Source organism: Rhodococcus sp. AH-ZY2 (genome assembly GCF_030916465.1).
GTDB classification, from domain to species: domain Bacteria; phylum Actinomycetota; class Actinomycetes; order Mycobacteriales; family Mycobacteriaceae; genus Rhodococcus; species Rhodococcus ruber.
On the sequence record NZ_CP126458.1, the window covers coordinates 5,046,078 to 5,062,684 of the forward strand.

Consider the following 16,607-nt stretch of genomic DNA (forward strand, 5'->3'; position numbering starts at 1 on the left):
GCACACCTTCTTTCTTGGGAAGGTGAACCTTATGCCGAATGTCTATCCAGCCGAGGTACGGGAGAAGGCCGTGCGCCTGGTCCTCGAGCACCGTGGTGACTACGCCTCGGAGTACGAGGCGATCCGCACAATCGCCGAACGGATGTCACTGAAGACGGAGACCGTACGGGTGTGGGTCCGCAAGGCCGAAGCGGCGGGTGACGGCACCCATGCCGCGTCGGCGTCCGAGGCGGAGATCGAACTGCGGGCATTGCGCCGGAAGAACGCCGAGCTCGAAAAGACCATCGAAATACTCAAAGCCGCAACATCTTTCTTCGCGCGGGAGTGCGACCCGCCACGCAAGTGATCTGCCGATTCATCGCCGAACACCGCGATCAGTTCGGGGTCGTACCGATCTGCCGCGTGCTCACCGAGCACGGGTGCACGATCGCCCCGAGAACCTTCTACGCCTGGCTGGCGCGCCCGCTGTCGAAGCGCGCCTTGTGGGACGCCACCATCACCGCGGTGCTGGCCTCGTACTACGTCGAGCGGGACGAGTACGGCAGACGCAAACCGGAGTCGTTGTACGGCTCGCTGAAGATGTGGGCCCACCTGCGGCGTCAGGGCATCGAGGTGGCCCGCTGCACCGTGGAGCGGCTGATGCGCGTGGGCGGGTGGCGCGGCGCCACCCGGGCGAAGAGGGTCCGCACCACGATCGCGGAGCCGTCGGCGCCGCGGCCACCGGACCTGGTCGACCGGAACTTCCGGGTCGACCGGCCCGATGCGCTCTATGTCGCCGACTTCACGTACGTGCGGATGGTGCCCTGCTTCGCGTACACCGCGTTCGTGATCGATGCGTTCGCCGGCACGATCGTCGGTTGGGAGGTGTCGACGTCGAAGGAAACCGCGTTCGTAGAGCGGGCGGTGAATCAGGCCTGCATGCTGCGGTCGATGCAAGGCAATCCGTTGCGCGAGAGGACTATTCACCACTCGGATGCGGGCTCTCAATATACGGCTCTGCGCTTCGGGGAAACCCTGTTCCTGCAAGGACTTCGGCCGTCGATCGGGTCGGTAGGTGACGCCTACGACAACGCCCTCGCGGAGACGACGATCGGGCTCTACAAGGCCGAGTGCGTCGCCGATGATTCCCCGTTCCGCAAGGGGCCGCTGCGCACCATCGGTGACGTCGAGGAGGCCACCTCGGCGTGGGTGCATTGGTATAACACCGGCCGGCTCATGCATCGTCTCGGGCGGATCCCACCGGCCGAGTACGAAGCCAAGTACTACGCTGAACACGGTGCCGATCAACCGGTCGCACACAAATGACAGTGTGTGCATGAGACCCGGGATGGTTCATACTGCACCGTCGTCTCGCAAGTCTGGCAGGGTGAACCCCAGGCCGGCCTGCTCGTCGACCCTCGGTGACCGCCCCGCCACCGGGGCGGTCAGCCCAACCGGATGGATGGAAACGCGATGACCGAGTCTGGGCACGAGCCCACTGCGGGTCCCGATCCGGCCGAGCGCCGGCAGGAGTTGGCGGCCGTCGAACAACAGGTGGCTGCGGTGATCGATCCCGGGATTCGGGCAGTGGTGGTCGCCGCGGCGGTGCTGGTGCTGACACTCTCATTTGCCCTGCCTCACAGCGGCGGCGCCAACGGCTGGCAGATGCTGGCCGGCTCCGAACAGGCGGTGGCCGAGACGATTACCCTGCCCTCCCGGATCTTCCTGATCCTGGCGGCGGTATTCGGGATCGTGGTGTCGATGCTGGCGCTGGTGACCCGGCGGTGGGTGCTTGCCTGGGTTGCGTCCGCGGGCTGCACCCTGGCGGTGGTGTTTGCGGTGCTGGCGGTGTGGTCGCGGCAGACCCTCGATCCGGCTGCTGGGGGTGCCGGCCCGGGCACCGGATTATTCCTGGGCTGGGCCGCGGTCCTCGTGCTGGCCTTCCATTGGATCAAGGTGGTCTGGGCCCGTTCATCCCGGATGCTCGAGGCCGAGGCCGCCCGCCGTGACGCTGAGACACAGCTGCCGGAGCAGTTCCACTACCGGCTCGACCCGCCCCGCCGCGACGCGCAGGATCCGCCCACAGATTCCTAGGCGGCCCGGCCGGCTCGTGCGCGCCGACGAGGGGTGTGGGCACGAGCCGGTTCCCGGGCGGTCCCGGGATCAGATCAGGCTCTGCAAATACGGCCGGAACGCCTCGGTGATCAAGGAGAGTAGGGTAAGCACCCCTGCAGGGTCGTCGCAGCCATGAGCAACATGGCCAGATTCACCGTTCCCGCCACCACCATGGCCAGCCCGACATCCCAGCGGGTGGCCGCAAGTAGCAGCGTGCGACGAGGGCCGGCCTCGGGGCGGCCGTGCCGATCCCGTACCAAACCCGAGTGCAGATACACCGCATAGGGGCGGGGTGAGGTCGATTCGATCGACGGGGCGCACACGGCGGTGGGTCAGGAACTCGGTCCGACGGTGGCGTTGCTGTTCGCCCTGGGATTGTTGGCCTCCGGATTCGCCTCCACCTCGGTCGGGGCCTATGCCGGCGGCGTTGATCATGGATGGGCAGCTGAGGCGCCGGATCCCGCTGCTGGCGCGGCGGCTCATCGCCCTCGTGCCGGCGCTGGCAGTGGTGGCTCTCGGAACCGATCCGAGCCGGGCGCTGATGCTTTCGCAGGTGGTGCTCTCGTTCGGAATTCCGTTCGCCGTTGATTCCGCTGGTGCGATTGACCAGCGACCGGGCACTGATGGGCGTCGAGGCCAACCATCGGGTCACCACAGCTCTGGCTTGGGCGATCGCAGCGACTATCACCGCTTTGAATCTGGCCCTGATCTACCTGACCGTGCGGCCGTAAGATAAAGGCGCACAGTCCTTACCGTCACGGTTGGTCGGGTCGGACACCTACGCCGGATATCGAGCGCGACGGTCTCGTCGTCGACCTCCGGCGCACGCCGCACATCAAGCCGCCGTCCCAGGGGAACAGACCCCCGATCAGCGCCCAAGGGGCGCGAGACCGCGAGCTCGCGCGTGCGCACCCGGACCATAGCGAGACCGATGTGCCCTGCCACGACGATCAGGCGAGCGAGGATGTAGACCATACTCAGCCGGAGCAGCCGCATGGGGAGGGCAACGATTCGGACGCCACTTCGGCCGCAGCGGTCGGTGTGTATACTGGGCCGAGCAGTGAGCTGGGATGCAGCCGACTGCCCAATTCTTGCTCTTCGTCCCACCTTGCTGTGCCGCGGTTGCAACCGCACATCTTTTCCGGCGTGCAGGGGCAGCGTGTTCTTCAGCCACCAGCGGCCTGCTCGTTTCCCGTCGCCCGGAGGCGACGCGAGTCGGTCCGAGGCGGGGCCGGGGATTCGTTCAGATTTGTACGGACAGTGGGCGTGGTGCCCGGTCCCGCTCGTCTGGCCCGTGCCTTCTTTGGCCTTCGGGGCACTGTTCCGGTGTGCTCAGCGGACTTCGACGGTGGCCATCATGCCGGCGTCCTCATGGTCGAGAATGTGGCAGTGATACACGCTGCGCCCCGGGAATCGAGTGAAGTCGACCAGCACCTGCACCCGGCCCCCCGCGGGGACGTTGACCACGTCCCGCCACCTCGGCTGCTCGACGGGTCCACCGTGCTCCTCGACGACCTGCATGGGCCAGATGTGAAGGTGGAACGGGTGGTCCATCGGGGTGGGGTTACGGATCGTCCACTGCTCGATCGTCCCGGCGGCGGGACCCTGGTCGGTGCGCCGGGCGTCGAAGGCGCGGTTGTCGAACCCGAAGTTCATCCCCGCCCCGCCGGGCCCGGAGCCCATCATGGCGCCCATGCCCATGCCCATGGTGAAGGTGATCTCCCGGGAGGCGGCGATGGGGCGTCCGCGCAGGTCCGGATCGACTGCCCGCTGCGGTACCGGACCGGCGTCGGCGGCCGGGGGCCCGTCGGCGACGACGGTGGCCAGCATCGCCGGCCCGGACAATTCGGTGCCGCCGCCCATCATGCCCATCATCGCCCCGCCCCGGTCGTAGCCGAGGGTGCGCAGCCGCCCGGTCCCGGCCTCGATGTCCACCACCAGGTCGGCCCGGTTGCCCGGGGCGAGGAGGACCTCCCCGACCTCGGGGGTGCCGGGTTCGTGGCCGCCGTCGACGCCGAGCAGATGCAGCCGGTGACCGTCGACGGTCAGGCGCAGGTAGCGGGAGGTGCAGGCGTTGACCAGCCGCCACCGCTCACGGTCCCCGGGGCGGGCGGTCAGCCGCGGTTCGGGCCGGCCGTTGACCAGCAGCAGCTCTCCTTCCCGCCCGGTCATCACCTGCTGGGGGTACACCCGGGCGAGGGAGCCGTCCGGGGCGAGGGAGACGTCGGAGATCACCAGCACCCGCTCCCGCGCAACCGGGATCGCGTCGTCGCCGTCGACCAGGATCGTGCCGTACAGACCGCCGAAGAGCTGATCGGCGACCGAGCCGTGCCGATGCGGGTGGTACCAGAACACGCCGGGGGGATGGTCGGGCGGCACGTCGAGACGGTAGTCGAAGCTCCGGCCGGGCTCGATGCTGACGAACGGATTGTCGCCGGTGCCCTGGGGGGACACGCGCAGGCCGTGGAAGTGCAGGTTGGTGGCCGCATCGAGGGTGTTGACCACCCGCACCTCGAGGCGGTCCCCGGGACGGACCCGCCAGGTCGGGCCCGGCACCGTGCCGTTGTAGGTCAGCATCGTCGCTGTTCCGGCCTGATCGAGGCGGGTGCGGGCCACCGTCAGTTCCACCCGCAGCACTCCGGCCTCGCTGCGCAGCACCGCCGGCTCGACCACCGGCAACCCCGACTCGGCGATCGTGCTGCGGGGGGAGGACGCGAACGGCAGTCCGGTGCGCGAGAGCCCGAGCCCACCGGCGGCGATCCCGGCTATCCCCAGTGCCCCGAGCTGCAGCGCGCGGCGACGCTCGATCGGGCGTCCGGTCACCGGTCCTCCAGCTGCCGCACCCGCTGCTGATACTCGTCGGCGTCGATCTCCCCGCGGGCGAACCGCTCGTCGAGGATCTGCCGTGCCGACGGCCGGCCGGCCGCGCCGGGACTCTGCTCGCCGCGGCCGGCGGTGCGCAGCCGGACCAGGGCGACGACCACCGCCGCGATCCCGGCGAGCAGCAGTATCAGGAACACCCATCCCCAGCCCGACGCGCCGCCCATGCCGCCCCAGCCGCCCATATGATCCCATCCGTTCATTCCACCCATCGGGCACCTCCTCGGACGTCGCATACCCCCGCCGGTATCATCCTCGGGTGCCACCCTAGTCCCGTTCGGCCGTACCGGCCGCCCCGCACGACGGATCTTCACCGAACCTTCGTCCGTCCTGGTGGGTGGCGCCGGATGCGTCGGACCATGCGTTGTCTTCGACCCCAGGCAGGGCACAACCTCGGCGGTCGACCCCGTCCCGTCAGCGGTCCTGGGCAGCCTGCAGCAGCCTGTGCGGGGCGGTGATACTGGCTGGCTCTGGCCACCGGTATCGACGTCCCACAGGGCCTTCGCCACCACGGTGACCATGAGCGGTGAGACGATCGTGGTATCGGCCGACACCGGCGAATGCACTGCGGTGGGGTGCGTGTCGTACCACGCGACAGAGGATCCTCGGTGACGGTGGCGCCACTCTCACCGAATCGGTGATCCCATCGCACTGGACACTCCTACGTCGGACACCGTTCTCGTCTTGGAAGCGACCGGAACGCGGTTGACGGGCTCGCGCCGCACGTGTTGCACCACGTAGGCCTGATCGCTGGTGTCGCGCTTCACCGGCCGAGGCAGCCTGCTGTTCTCACCCTGAGGATGGTGGCGAGGGGCAGCAGCGGGTCGAGAGCTCACGTTGTGATCGCCAGGAGCCAATCCTCGTTGCCGTCCCGGTTCGCCCCCGGGGTGGGAACGGTGCCGTCGGGTTTGAGGTCCGCCGGCTGTGTGGGGCCACCGGCATCGGCGGGGTCGATCCACACGGCGGTCGCCCCCGACGGAACCAGCGAGGGATCGAGCCGGATCGTCCGTCGTGTCGGCACATAGACGACGGCCAGCGATCTGTCCGGCGTGCGGGCGGCGGTGACGTAGTCGTTGTCGAGGACGTCGACCATCTCCTCGTCCGTCGATGCAGCGCCGCGCCCGTCGACGACGAGCGGCTCGTCGACATCCGGCACCAGCTGCCACCACGGCCACGAGTTCCACAGCTCGCGGATGGCCTCGAGCTGGGTGACGGCGGGGGTGTCCAGACGCGTCTCCCACCCGTCCCGGAACTCCCAGTCGTCGGAGCCACGGAATTCGCCCGGTGAGCCGGAGGTCAGCGCCCACAGTGCCTGACGTCGGAGGGTCCCGTCGGTCGTCGGCGCGGTGTCGGACTGGTTGTTCTCGCCTTCGTAGTTTCCCTCCGAGAACAAGGCCGGGCGCGGATCCCTGGCGCCTGCCGCCCGCGCGTACCCGTCGAGCACCGCCTTGTACGTGGGCATGTACATGTAGACGAAGTTCCAGTCCACCAGCGGTTCCCAGAACGGGTTGTCTGTGGACAGGGATCGTTCGGCGCCCAGCTGGATCGAGAACGGCCGGTCCGAGCCGGCGGCGCGGATCCCGTCGAGCATCGCGCGCAGTACGTGGTCCGATGCGGCGCCGGCTGCACGATCCTCGGTGTCGGGCGAATAGTCCCCGCCGGTCAGCCAGACGAGGTTCGGGAACCGCGCGTATCGCTGGGCGAACATCCGGCCGTAGACGAAAGCCTGCTGTGGGGTGGCCGAGGCGAACACGTCGGAGAGGTTCCACCCGTCCACCGGATAGAGGAACAAGGTGTTTCCGTGTCGGCAGGCGATCCGGAAGTACTCGTCGAGCCGGGCCCAGTACGGCTCGTTCCATGCGGTGATGTCGCCGTCGACGAACGGTTCGATGCCGTCGAAGGTGGCTCCCTGATCGCTCGGCCCGCCGTTGCCGGGTGCGCCGATCGCCGAGATGATCGACGCGTTGAATCCGCGGGCCGCCCGATCGGCGAAGTACAGCTCGGCTTGCTCGGGCGACCAGTCCACCAGACCGGACCACGGCGAGTCCCCGCGGACCAGGACGGGGTCACCGTACTGGTCTTCGAAGTAGCGTCCGTCGGGGCTGATGGTGGTGATGTAGCGCCGGTCGGCGCTGTCGGGGCCGCTGCACGGTGCGGCTGCCGCCACGGTAGTCGGTGACGACGGGCTGATCTGCGCGCCGCCGGAGTCGCCGGCGTCCGAACAACTCGCGGCCATCATCAGCGCGAGCATGGCCGCTGTTCGTTTCATCGTTCCCCCACTTTGCCGGGGCGCGGAAGCCGGGGGACTGGTGTATCGACGTGGCGCCGGTCGTGTCCGTGCCCTGGTGCCCAGGCAGTGGCGGTATGCGGCGATCGGTCCCGACTTCGAATCGATTGGATGTCTTGTGCCGCCTGGTCGATTCGGTATTGACCGGATTGTGCGGCCGGGTGCCCGGCGCAGGGCCGGACGGTGTCCGATTTCCGGGGCGTTTGCACCTCATCTGCTCGAGCGAGCCGTCGTCAGGTGGGTGCTGCGCCGAGAGTAAGCCCGGCCCCGCCGAGAGTAAGCCCGTCCCCGCCGAGAGTGGGCGGCGACCGGGGCCGCGGTCCACGGGTGGGCGGGAGTAACGACGGTGGTGTAGAGGGTGGCGGGGACTCTGCACCGGGTGGCCATCTTGAGTATTGTTGCGCCCTGCCTCTGAAGTCGGGGCGCAACAGTGCTCGGCTCCGGTATCTGTGCGTCGGGCAGGAGCCGATGGGAGGGTGGGCGAATCCGCCGAGGGCGGGTCCCTGGGGTGTCGACCGACAAGGACTCGGAGAGATTCATTCGACGGGGTGGGCGAGCGTGCCCACCAGGACGAGGCTGCACCCGAGCCCGACCCGTTCCCGCCAGCGGATCCACCGCTCGCGGCCGAACAGCCGGGTCCCGACCGCTCGGGAGATGCGGTTGTGCAGCAGGCGCAGCGGCCCGCGATCCCCACTCGGCGCACACGTGCGGAGCGGCTGAAGATCGAAGTACGGGGTGAACAGCTCCTGCAGACGCGCCCGTGAGGGCCAATTGCGGATCTGCCCCGGGCCGGGAGGGCGCAGCGCCCGGGTACGGTTCCAGATCGGCGGATTCTGCGTGGTCAGCACGACGGTGCCGCCCGGCACCAGCAGCGCGGCGATCTTGCGGACGAACTTCTCCTGATCGGGCACATGGGCGATGGTCTCGACCGAGACCACCACATCGAAGCCCTGGGGGAGGTCGGTGGTCAGGAAGTCGCCGCTGATCCAGGTGATCTCCGGGTGGGTGGTCTTGAGCCGGTCGATGGTCTTGGAGGGCAGATCGAGGGCGGTGACCGTCCCGAACTCGGCGAGCTGGAGCGACAACCATCCTGTTCCGCAGCCGATGTCCAGGATGCGCATGTTCGGTCGGGTCACCGACCGGACCGCCTCGAGCACGTATTTTCCGCGTCGTTCGTTGCCGGGATTGTTTTCGCGGGGGGCGGAGTCTTCGACCCACTCGGTCCAGAAGCGGACCTGGGCATCCATCGGTGGTTGCGTCATGGTATTTCTGCCTCGAAGATGATGCGCCCGCGATGATGTCAAGCGGATCCTGCCCTACGCGGGAGCCGGTGACGTGGGCGGGCGTGACGAGCGTTGCGCTTGCCGCGCCCGCCGTGGCGCTGATGGTCTTATCCGGTGGTCGCGCTGCTCGGTCCGCAGAGGCTCTGGCGATCCCGAAGGCCGTCGCTGCATCAGCTCGCACCGTCAAGGGGTCACGGGATGTCGGCGGTGATGATCGAGGTCGGCGATCCGGACCCGTGCCGGACCCACCTCCCGGGACGTCCGCGTCGATTCTGTCGACAGCTCACTACATCGGCATGTTCATCATCGGCATCCCGCTCATCTGGTGCAGCCACATCATCAACTGGTGCAGCAAGGTGTGCGCCTGATCCATCATGCCCATCATGTTCACAGTCGTGACCTTCCTCGAGCCCGAGCAGTTTTCGGGTGCGGATACTTTCCACTGTCATCCTTCATCGTTCACCGAGTGATTTCCCGCATACGAAATCCGTTTTTCTTCAACAGATCTTCATCGGATCTCGACTTGCGATGGCCGTGCGCGACAGCAGTGGATCCTCGGGGCCCGCCGCTGAAGTCCCGTTGTACCGGGCGGGGTATGGTCGTCGAGGCTCGCTCCCGAGGTATTCGGGAGCTCGGGGGCGGAAGACACGCGGACATTATGCCCGGCAATCTCAGCGCCGGGCCGGTGTCCAGTGTGGGTCGGGGACGCTGGCTGGGACGACTGTTTCGGCTGCTGCGCACCCACCCTCCTCGCCGGCGCTGACAGACGCACCGGTCTCGGCCTGATGCTTTTGCCGGGTGCCTCGCTTCCGGCTCGAAGAAAGGAATCTCCCGTATGTCTGTGCCCCGCCTATCGGGCGCGGTGTCGGCCTTGGCCGCAGCTGCCCTACTCGTGGCCGGATGCTCGTCCGCTGAGACCTCCAGTGCGGCGACTGCACCCTCCGGCGCTCTCACCGCACCGAGCGTCACATTGGCCCCGGCACTCGATCACGTCCACGGGCTGGCCGTCGATGCCGCCGGCACGGTCCTGGCCGGCACCCACAGCGGACTGCTTGCGGTCGATCCGTCCGGTGCCACCCGCAAGGTCGGCGCCTCCGACGACGACCTGATGGGACTGGCTGGGGTACCCGGCACCGACACATTGGTCACCTCGGGACACCCTGGCCGATCGAGTTCGGCCCCGAATCCGCTCGGGCTGCGCCGCAGCGACGACGGCGGACAGACTTGGAGTGACCGTTCTCTTCTCGGGGAGGTCGACTTCCACGCCCTGGCCACCGATGGAACCATGGTGGTCGGTTTCGACGGCACCGAGGGGATCCGGATATCCACCGACGGCGGTACCACGTGGAGCGCGGGGGCCAGGGTAGCGGCCGCGTCCCTGGCTGTGACTCCGGCTGGGATCTGGGCGATCACACCTGCCGGTCTCGAGCGCAGCACCGACCTGGCGCGCACCTTCACGCCCATCACCGACGCACCCGCCCTGCTGATGCTGGCCGGCACCGGTGACGGGTTGTGGGGCGTCGACGCCGACGGCTACGCCTGGCGCAGCCGTGACGGTGCCACCTGGGAGCAGCGGGTATACGTCGGGCAGGTCGAGACGCTGACCGCCACCGGCTTCGAGACCGCGTATGCCGCCACCGACGAAGCGCTGTACACCTTGACCTGACCTCCCGAGGTGGTCTCCGGCAGCTGAACATGGCACAGGCCCGGCCCGCACGGGCGGGCCGGGCCTGGTGCGGTGCCCTCGATCGAGGGACTGCGTCACAGCGAGGACAAGATGTTCTCCATCGTGGTGATCTCCTGCTGCTGCGTGTCGGCGATGGTGCGGGCCATGGCCACCGCGTCGGGATTCTGGCCGGAATCGACCTCGGTCTGCGCCATCTCGATCGCGCCGCGGTGGTGTTCGATCATCTGGGTCAGGAACAGCCGGGACGCATCGACGCCCTGGGCGTTCTGCAGCGCGGCCATGTCCTCGGCCGACATCATTCCGCTCATCCCACCCATCTGGCCGCCGCCGGGCATGGTGGTGGACTGCATCGGCATGTCGTGCCCGGGCATTTCCATCCCGGGCGAGGACATCGGCATGTTCGGGGTGCTCGTCGCAGACGTGGGCGAGGAGGTGGACTGGCCCCACGCAGTGAGCCAGGCCTGCAACTGCTCGATCTCCGGTCCCTGGGCAGCCTTGATCTGCTGGGCCAGTTCGGTCACCCGCGGATCGATGCCCTCCTTGGCCAGGATGACGTCGCTCATCTCGATGGCCTGGGAGTGGTGGGGAATCATCTGCTGGGCGAAGGTCACATCGGCCTGGTTGTGGTCCGCGGCGGCCTCGGCGGAGGCGGTGGCGCTCACCGCAGCCGACGTGGTCGCCTCGGTGGCCTGGTTGTTGCCGGAGTCGCTGCAGGCAGCCAGGATGAGCGCCGCGGCGACCGCCACGGCGCCGGTGGCCAGAGACTTCTTCCTCACAAGCACATTCCTTTCCTCGTGTGCACGCACCGGGCGAACCCACCGCGGTCGCATCGAAGAGAGCATCCCCCTTCGGGGATCGGGGCAAACCCCTGGAGCGCTCACCGTGCGATACAGCTCGATCTGCAGCCGACCGGTCGGCCGGCGCACCGGTGCATATCCGAGCCTGTCAGCCGCACCCGATGACAATGCAGAGCTTTCTGTGAAGATTTCCTGAAGAATCACCGCGCCCCGTTTCGGACAACTCCGCCCTCCCAGTAGGGCACGGCGCCCATCACCCTCGAGTCCGGATCCGAGGCCACACCCACAGTGCCCGTCGGTAGGCGCCTACGCTGCGGCCCTGTCCCGTCTCGAGCGGGTTACTCGTCCCGCGCGTGCCCAATCTCTGTAGGGGAGGGTGATCGGCGCCGCCGACCTGCAGATCTACCGAGGAGAACGCCACGCCCGCCCCCTGGGTCCGGTACTCCTCGGTGTCGAACCTGCCGCGAGCCGGGCGGTCGAGGACCTGCAGCGGATCGGTCGCCGTCGGACGCGGCGGGGTGGCGGTGCGGCGTGCGGGAAACGGAAGACCGCGGCGATGCCGAACACCACCAGCGCCCAGAAACCGACCAGGATCAGGGACATGACGATCCAGCCCATCGTGGCCGCTCCCCACATCACGACTGCTCCCTTCCCTCACGGCGTAGATCCCAGTCTGGTCCGGTCACCCGGTGTCGCGGGGGCGCGTTCGATGAAGGTTCTCTGAAGAACATCGCCACCGGGTCGCGGCGGTGGCCAGGATGGGACCATGGCAGCCGACTCCGCTCAGCGCACCCCCGACTCCGCCCCGGGCCCTGCGGTCCCCCCCACCGGCCTGCGAGCCCTGGTGGTCGAGGACGAGGTGTCCCTCGCCACAGTGGTAGGCACCTACCTCGACCGCGCCGGCTTCGAGGTCACGCTCGTGCACGACGGCCTCGACGCCGTCGCCCGGGCCCGGCAGGTCGATCCGGATGTCGTAGTGCTCGATCTCGGGTTGCCGCACCTGGACGGGATCGAGGTGTGCCGGCAGCTGCGCACGTTCTCCGACGCCTACGTCGTCATGCTCACCGCCCGCGCCGACGAGATCGACACCCTGGTCGGCCTGTCGGTCGGCGCCGACGACTACATGACCAAACCCTTCAGCCCGCGTGAACTCATCGCCCGCATCCAGGCCATGTTGCGGCGCCCCCGACCCTCGACCGGGGACGGCCGCACCCCCGCGCAGTCCGGCACCGATACCGGCCGTCGTACGTTCGGGTCGTTGACCCTCGATGCGGCCGGCCGCGAGGTGCGGGTCGACGACACCCCGATCGCCCTGACCCGCACCGAATTCGACCTCCTCGCCGCGCTGTCCGCACACCCCAACATGGTGTTCACCCGGGCGCAGCTCATCACCGCGGTGTGGGGCCCGAGCTGGGTCGGCGACGAACACCTGGTCGACGTGCACATCGGGCACCTGCGCCGCAAACTCGGCGACGACGCCACCCGCGGGGTGTTCGTGCGCACCGTGCGTGGTGTCGGATACCGGATGGGAGCCGGACAATGAGCACACCACCCCCGCCCACAGCAGCAGGGCCGAGGCCCGCGCGTCGCAGTGCCGGATTCGGCAGTCGGCTACTGGCCGCGCAGGCGATCGTCGTCGTCGGCGGTGCGATCAGCGCCTGGCTGGTCGCGGCCGCCGTCGCCCCGGGACTGTTCCACGATCATCTGCAGCAGGCCGGCATCGAGCACGTCTCGACCGAGGCGGCCCACGTCGAGGAGGCGTTCACTTCGGCGATGATCATCTCACTGGCCATCGCCCTGGTGGTCTCGGTGCTGATGGCCCTGGCGGTGAGCTGGTACTTCACCCGCCGGGTGCAGCGCTCGATCACCGGTGTGGCTGCCTCGGCCACCGAGATCGCCGGCGGCCACTACGACGTACGTCTGCCCGGGCCCGGTCTCGGACACGAATTCGACCAGCTCGCCGAGACGTTCAACCAGCTCGCCGCTCGGCTGGACTCGGTGGAAACCACCCGCCGCCGCATGCTCTCCGACCTGGCCCACGAGATGCGCACCCCGCTGGCCACCCTCGATGCCCACCTCGAGGCCCTCGAAGACGGCATCCGTGTCGCCGACACCGAAACGCTGACGATTCTGCGGTCGAGTACCGCCCGACTCGAACGGCTCGCCGAGGACATGGGCGCGGTCTCCCGCGCCGAAGAGGGTCGGCTGTCCATCGATCCCGTGCCCACCGACACCGCGACCTTGGTCGAGGCCGCGGTCCGCGCCGCCACCGATCGTTATGCCGCCAGGAACGTCACCCTGATCCACCATCTCGAGCGGCCCACCGCCGTGATCGTCGACCCGGACCGGATCGGGCAGGTGCTGGGCAACCTGCTCGACAACGCCCTGCGCCACACCCCCGCCGGGGGCGCCGTCACCGTCACCGCCGACGTCGACGACCGGTGGGCCGAGATTACCGTCACCGACACCGGCGAGGGCATCGCGGCCGAGCACCTGGGGCATCTGTTCGACCGCTTCTACCGCGCCGACACCTCCCGCCGCTACCAGGAGGGCGGCAGCGGTATCGGGTTGACCATCGCCCGCGCCCTGGTCGAAGCCCACGGCGGCACCCTCACCGCAGAGAGCCCCGGGGCGGGGGCCGGCGCCCGGTTCACCGTGCACCTGCCCACCCGCACCGGCGCGCGTACCACCCTGTCGCGGGGCATCGAGCACACCGGCCCCCGGGGGCAGCCATGAACAAGTTCTCCCTCGACGCGCTCGCCCGGCACCTGGCCGCGCATGCCGCCGCCGCGCCCAGCGGCCGCAGCGCCGAGACCGTCTACGGCGGGCACGAACACGTGCTGCGGCAGACTCTCGTGGCGTTGCAGGCCGGACAGTCCATGGCCGAGCACGTCAGTCCCGGTGAGGCCACGGTGTACATCCTGCGCGGGCGCATCCGTGTCGTCGCCGACCGGACGAGCTGGGACGGACGCAGCGGGGACCTGATCGCCTTACCCCGCACCCGGCACCGGATCGACGCCGTCGCCGACACAGTCGCGCTGCTCACCGTCGCCAAATACTGACCTCCGGGTGGTTCAGAGCCCGGAGCCGGGCCGCGGCGGGCTCGCCGGGGCCCGGCGGAACAACCAGGCCGCCACCGCAGTGAGCCCGACCAGCCACCCCAGCGCAGCCAGCAACGGCCCGGCGGCGTCGAAACTGTCGGTCAGCCCGCCGTCGAGGATCATCCGGGTCGCGCCGTAGCCGGGGAGCGTCTGCGCCCACTGCGACGGCTGCGGCCGCAGCATCGGGCTCTGCCCGATTCCCAGATCCACGAACGGCACCAAGAACGCGATGAATACCCCGCCCACCCGCCCGAACAACGGTCCCAGACACACCCCCACCAGCCCGTAGGTCAACGCCAGCAGCAGGTTCCCGGCCGCGTACAGGCCCCACTGACGCGCATCGAACACCGCGGCGGTGACCAGCAACGACGAGGCGGTCACCACCACCGCCGCCACCGCGATCACCGTCAACCGGACCGCCAGCAGCACCCCGGCACCGAAGCCGGCCAGCGACAGTCGCCGATCACCGCTGCGCGCATCGAGTACCACGAACAACCCGGCCAGCGCCGACAGCGACGCAATGGCGATCGGAGTCATGGTCCCGGCATGCACGTCCGGCAGCCAGAACACCTCCGTCACCGTTCGTCCGTCCTCGACCAGGGAGAACATCCCGAACTCGGGGACGGTCATCGCCTTCGACAACGCGATGAACACGATCGGCACCACCACCAGCAGCACCCACAGCACCGGGTTGCGGCGCCAGTCCCGCAACCCCATGTCCAGCCCCACCGCGAACCGATCCGCCCGCCCGGCCCGGCCGCTGAGCCCACCGCTGCGGCGCACCCCGCCGACCGTGGTGGTGACCACCACCGCCCCGACGAGGAGAGCCCCGGCCATCCACACCAGTGCCCATCCCAGGTCCCCGACCTTTCCGCCGTGGCGGGAGGGCACATCCACCATCCACAGCGTCACGAAATGGGTGGGAAACCCGCGGGTGGCCACCCGCTCCGCCGAACCGATCGCCGGCCCGAAGAACACGTCGACGATCCAGACGAACAGGATCAGCACGGTGCCGTTGACCGGATTGGGCACCAGTGCGCCGACCACCGCCCCGATCGCCAGGTAGATCATCGCGAACATCACCGTGCCCACCGTCACCCGCACCGGAGCATCGATGCCGACCCGCACCGCCAGCGCCAGCAACGCCACCGCCGAGACCAGCACCGCCAACACCAGGCCGGTGCCGAGCCGGGCCAGCACCAGCCGCCCTGTCGCCAGGCCCGCCGACACCAGCCGCCGGTCCGCCGCCCGGGCGGCATTGATCTGGAAGTACATCGCGATCCCGGCCAGGAAACCCGCCGCCCACCCGGCCGTCGCCGTTTCCACCGCCGGTCCGCCCGCGCCACCGAGCAGCCTGGCCGCATCGGCCATCGCTCCAGCCGCGACGATCACGAACACCACAGGCACAATCACCAGCACCAGCAGGTTCACCGGGTTGCGGACATAGTCGGCCAAAAACCGGCCGATCAGCGCCCGGACGTCGCCGACCGCCGACCGCACGGTGGGGGCGAGGCTCATCGCGGCACCGTCCGGCCCTCCCGCAGATCGACGATGCGATCGAACCGCTGCTCGTCCGCCACGAAATGACTGATGATCAACACCGAGCGGCCCGCCTGCCGACGCTGCGCCACGATCTCCCAGAACCGCAGATAGGTATCCCAGTCGAACCCGGCATACGGCTCGTCCAGCAGCAACACCTCCGGATCGGCCAGCAGCGCCAGCCCCAGGTTCAATTTCGCCAGCGTCCCGCCCGACAACCGGTCGGCACGGGTGCCGGCGTAGCGGTCGAACCCCAACGTGGCGTACAGGTGGCCGCGCGAGCGGTGCGCAACCTCCGGGCTCATCCGGTACGCCCGACCGAACAACTCGAAGTGCTCGTCGCACGTGAGCCGTTCGTAGACCACCGGCTGTTGCGGGCAGTAGCCCAGCCGCCGCGGACGGCGCACACAGCCGGCATCGGCCCGCAGGTCCCCGACGAGAATCTTCATCAGCGTCGACTTGCCCGAGCCGTTCTCCCCCGCCAGCCCGACAACCTCCCCGGGGCGCAGCACCAGGTCCGCCCCGCGCAACACCGGGGTGCGGTGCCGTCGCGGCCACCAGCCGCGACCGAAGCTCTTCTCGATGCCCTCGGCCGCCAACACCGCCACCGCCGTCGCACCGGCCGTGGGCTCGGCGGGCTCGGACCCCGATACAGCCATCGCGCACCTCGGATGCTTCCGACCGGACAGGTCACCGACCCGCGGCGGTCCGGCCGCGGCAGCGGTGGTGCCCCCACGGTAGATGCCTGCGGCGGTAGCCGAGGACGAGATCCGTGAAGATCTGCTGAAGAAGCCCAGTCATTGCAGATCGGGACGCAGCGATCTGCGCGACATGGCCCGGCGGGCGCGGTGACTTCGCTCCAGCCGACGCGGACAACGCACACCGGGCCGTCGACGCCGCAACGGTGCCCACTGGAATGTCCCCGGGGCTGGACCTACT

13 protein-coding genes, 2 pseudogenes and 1 other annotated feature are annotated in these 16,607 nt (G+C 69.1%); of the genes and pseudogenes, 7 read left to right on the top strand and 8 right to left on the bottom strand.

Features of this window, described 5'->3' with window-relative positions; translation table 11 throughout:
- Nucleotides 1–31: 31 nt before the first annotated feature.
- A protein-coding gene (locus QNA09_RS24180; protein WP_119699219.1) for an IS3 family transposase occupies nt 32–1,305 on the top strand; the annotation gives its coding sequence in 2 pieces (ribosomal slippage) (nt 32–308 and nt 308–1,305; 1,275 coding nt in all).
- Nucleotides 304–435: a sequence feature (AL1L pseudoknot), on the top strand. (Overlaps the previous gene by 132 nt.)
- Before the next feature lie 147 nt (nt 1,306–1,452).
- Nucleotides 1,453–2,073, top strand: coding sequence for a hypothetical protein (locus QNA09_RS24185; RefSeq protein WP_006941855.1), 621 nt, complete (start codon nt 1,453–1,455; stop codon nt 2,071–2,073).
- A 131-nt stretch (nt 2,074–2,204) separates the two neighbouring features.
- Here QNA09_RS24185 and QNA09_RS24190 read toward each other — a convergent pair.
- Nucleotides 2,205–2,381 (bottom strand): annotated as a pseudogene (locus QNA09_RS24190) (divalent metal cation transporter); the annotation flags it as partial.
- Between QNA09_RS24190 and QNA09_RS24195 the strand changes: the two are divergent.
- Nucleotides 2,380–2,825: pseudogene (locus QNA09_RS24195) on the top strand (Nramp family divalent metal transporter); the annotation flags it as partial. The pseudogenes QNA09_RS24190 and QNA09_RS24195 sit on opposite strands and share 2 nt — an antisense overlap.
- 601 nt (nt 2,826–3,426) lie before the next feature.
- Here the strand turns inward: QNA09_RS24195 and QNA09_RS24200 are convergent.
- The 4 genes from QNA09_RS24200 to QNA09_RS24215 all read right to left on the bottom strand — a co-directional run bounded on the left by QNA09_RS24200 (nt 3,427) and on the right by QNA09_RS24215 (nt 8,508).
- Entirely contained in the window at nt 3,427–4,917 is a 1,491-nt protein-coding gene (locus QNA09_RS24200; RefSeq protein ID WP_308072130.1) for a multicopper oxidase family protein, read from the bottom strand.
- Entirely contained in the window at nt 4,914–5,186 is a 273-nt protein-coding gene (locus QNA09_RS24205) for an SHOCT domain-containing protein (protein WP_308072131.1), read from the bottom strand. The genes QNA09_RS24200 and QNA09_RS24205 overlap by 4 nt, the downstream gene beginning before the upstream one ends.
- Nucleotides 5,187–5,806: 620 nt before the next feature.
- On the bottom strand, nt 5,807–7,243 hold the full coding sequence (locus QNA09_RS24210) for a DUF4038 domain-containing protein (RefSeq protein ID WP_040273313.1): 1,437 nt from the start codon (nt 7,241–7,243) through the stop codon (nt 5,807–5,809).
- 554 nt (nt 7,244–7,797) lie between these two features.
- Nucleotides 7,798–8,508 carry a bifunctional 2-polyprenyl-6-hydroxyphenol methylase/3-demethylubiquinol 3-O-methyltransferase UbiG gene (locus tag QNA09_RS24215; RefSeq protein ID WP_006938857.1) on the bottom strand — a complete coding sequence of 237 codons (711 nt, stop codon included), beginning with the start codon at nt 8,506–8,508 and terminating at the stop codon, nt 7,798–7,800.
- An 871-nt stretch (nt 8,509–9,379) separates the two neighbouring features.
- On the opposite strand from QNA09_RS24215, the gene QNA09_RS24220 reads away from it, so the two are divergent.
- A complete protein-coding gene (locus QNA09_RS24220; protein ID WP_082170442.1) occupies nt 9,380–10,210 on the top strand; it encodes a F510_1955 family glycosylhydrolase in 831 nt (276 codons plus the stop codon).
- Nucleotides 10,211–10,305: 95 nt separating this feature from the next.
- On the opposite strand, the gene QNA09_RS24225 is transcribed toward QNA09_RS24220, so the two are convergent.
- On the bottom strand, nt 10,306–11,007 hold the full coding sequence (locus tag QNA09_RS24225; RefSeq protein ID WP_040273309.1) for a DUF305 domain-containing protein: 702 nt from the start codon (nt 11,005–11,007) through the stop codon (nt 10,306–10,308).
- Nucleotides 11,008–11,794: 787 nt separating this feature from the next.
- On the opposite strand from QNA09_RS24225, the gene QNA09_RS24230 reads away from it, so the two are divergent.
- From QNA09_RS24230 to QNA09_RS24240, 3 genes are read left to right on the top strand one after another with little or no spacing between them, the layout of a single operon-like run.
- Nucleotides 11,795–12,571, top strand: coding sequence for a response regulator transcription factor (locus tag QNA09_RS24230; protein ID WP_082061311.1), 777 nt, complete (start codon nt 11,795–11,797; stop codon nt 12,569–12,571).
- A complete protein-coding gene (locus QNA09_RS24235; RefSeq protein WP_006944402.1) occupies nt 12,568–13,764 on the top strand; it encodes a cell wall metabolism sensor histidine kinase WalK in 1,197 nt (398 codons plus the stop codon). The genes QNA09_RS24230 and QNA09_RS24235 overlap by 4 nt, the downstream gene beginning before the upstream one ends.
- Nucleotides 13,761–14,090: a cupin domain-containing protein gene (locus tag QNA09_RS24240; RefSeq protein ID WP_040273305.1), complete on the top strand. Its 330-nt coding sequence runs from the start codon at nt 13,761–13,763 to the stop codon at nt 14,088–14,090. The genes QNA09_RS24235 and QNA09_RS24240 overlap by 4 nt, the downstream gene beginning before the upstream one ends.
- Before the next feature lie 12 nt (nt 14,091–14,102).
- Here the strand turns inward: QNA09_RS24240 and QNA09_RS24245 are convergent, their stop codons facing one another.
- A complete protein-coding gene (locus tag QNA09_RS24245) occupies nt 14,103–15,647 on the bottom strand; it encodes an ABC transporter permease (protein ID WP_102031808.1) in 1,545 nt (514 codons plus the stop codon).
- The gene (locus QNA09_RS24250) at nt 15,644–16,201 is read right to left on the bottom strand and encodes an ATP-binding cassette domain-containing protein (protein WP_006936613.1); all 558 of its coding nucleotides are present in this window, start codon (nt 16,199–16,201) and stop codon (nt 15,644–15,646) included. Before QNA09_RS24250 ends, QNA09_RS24245 begins: the two co-directional genes overlap by 4 nt.
- Nucleotides 16,202–16,607 lie beyond the last annotated feature (406 nt).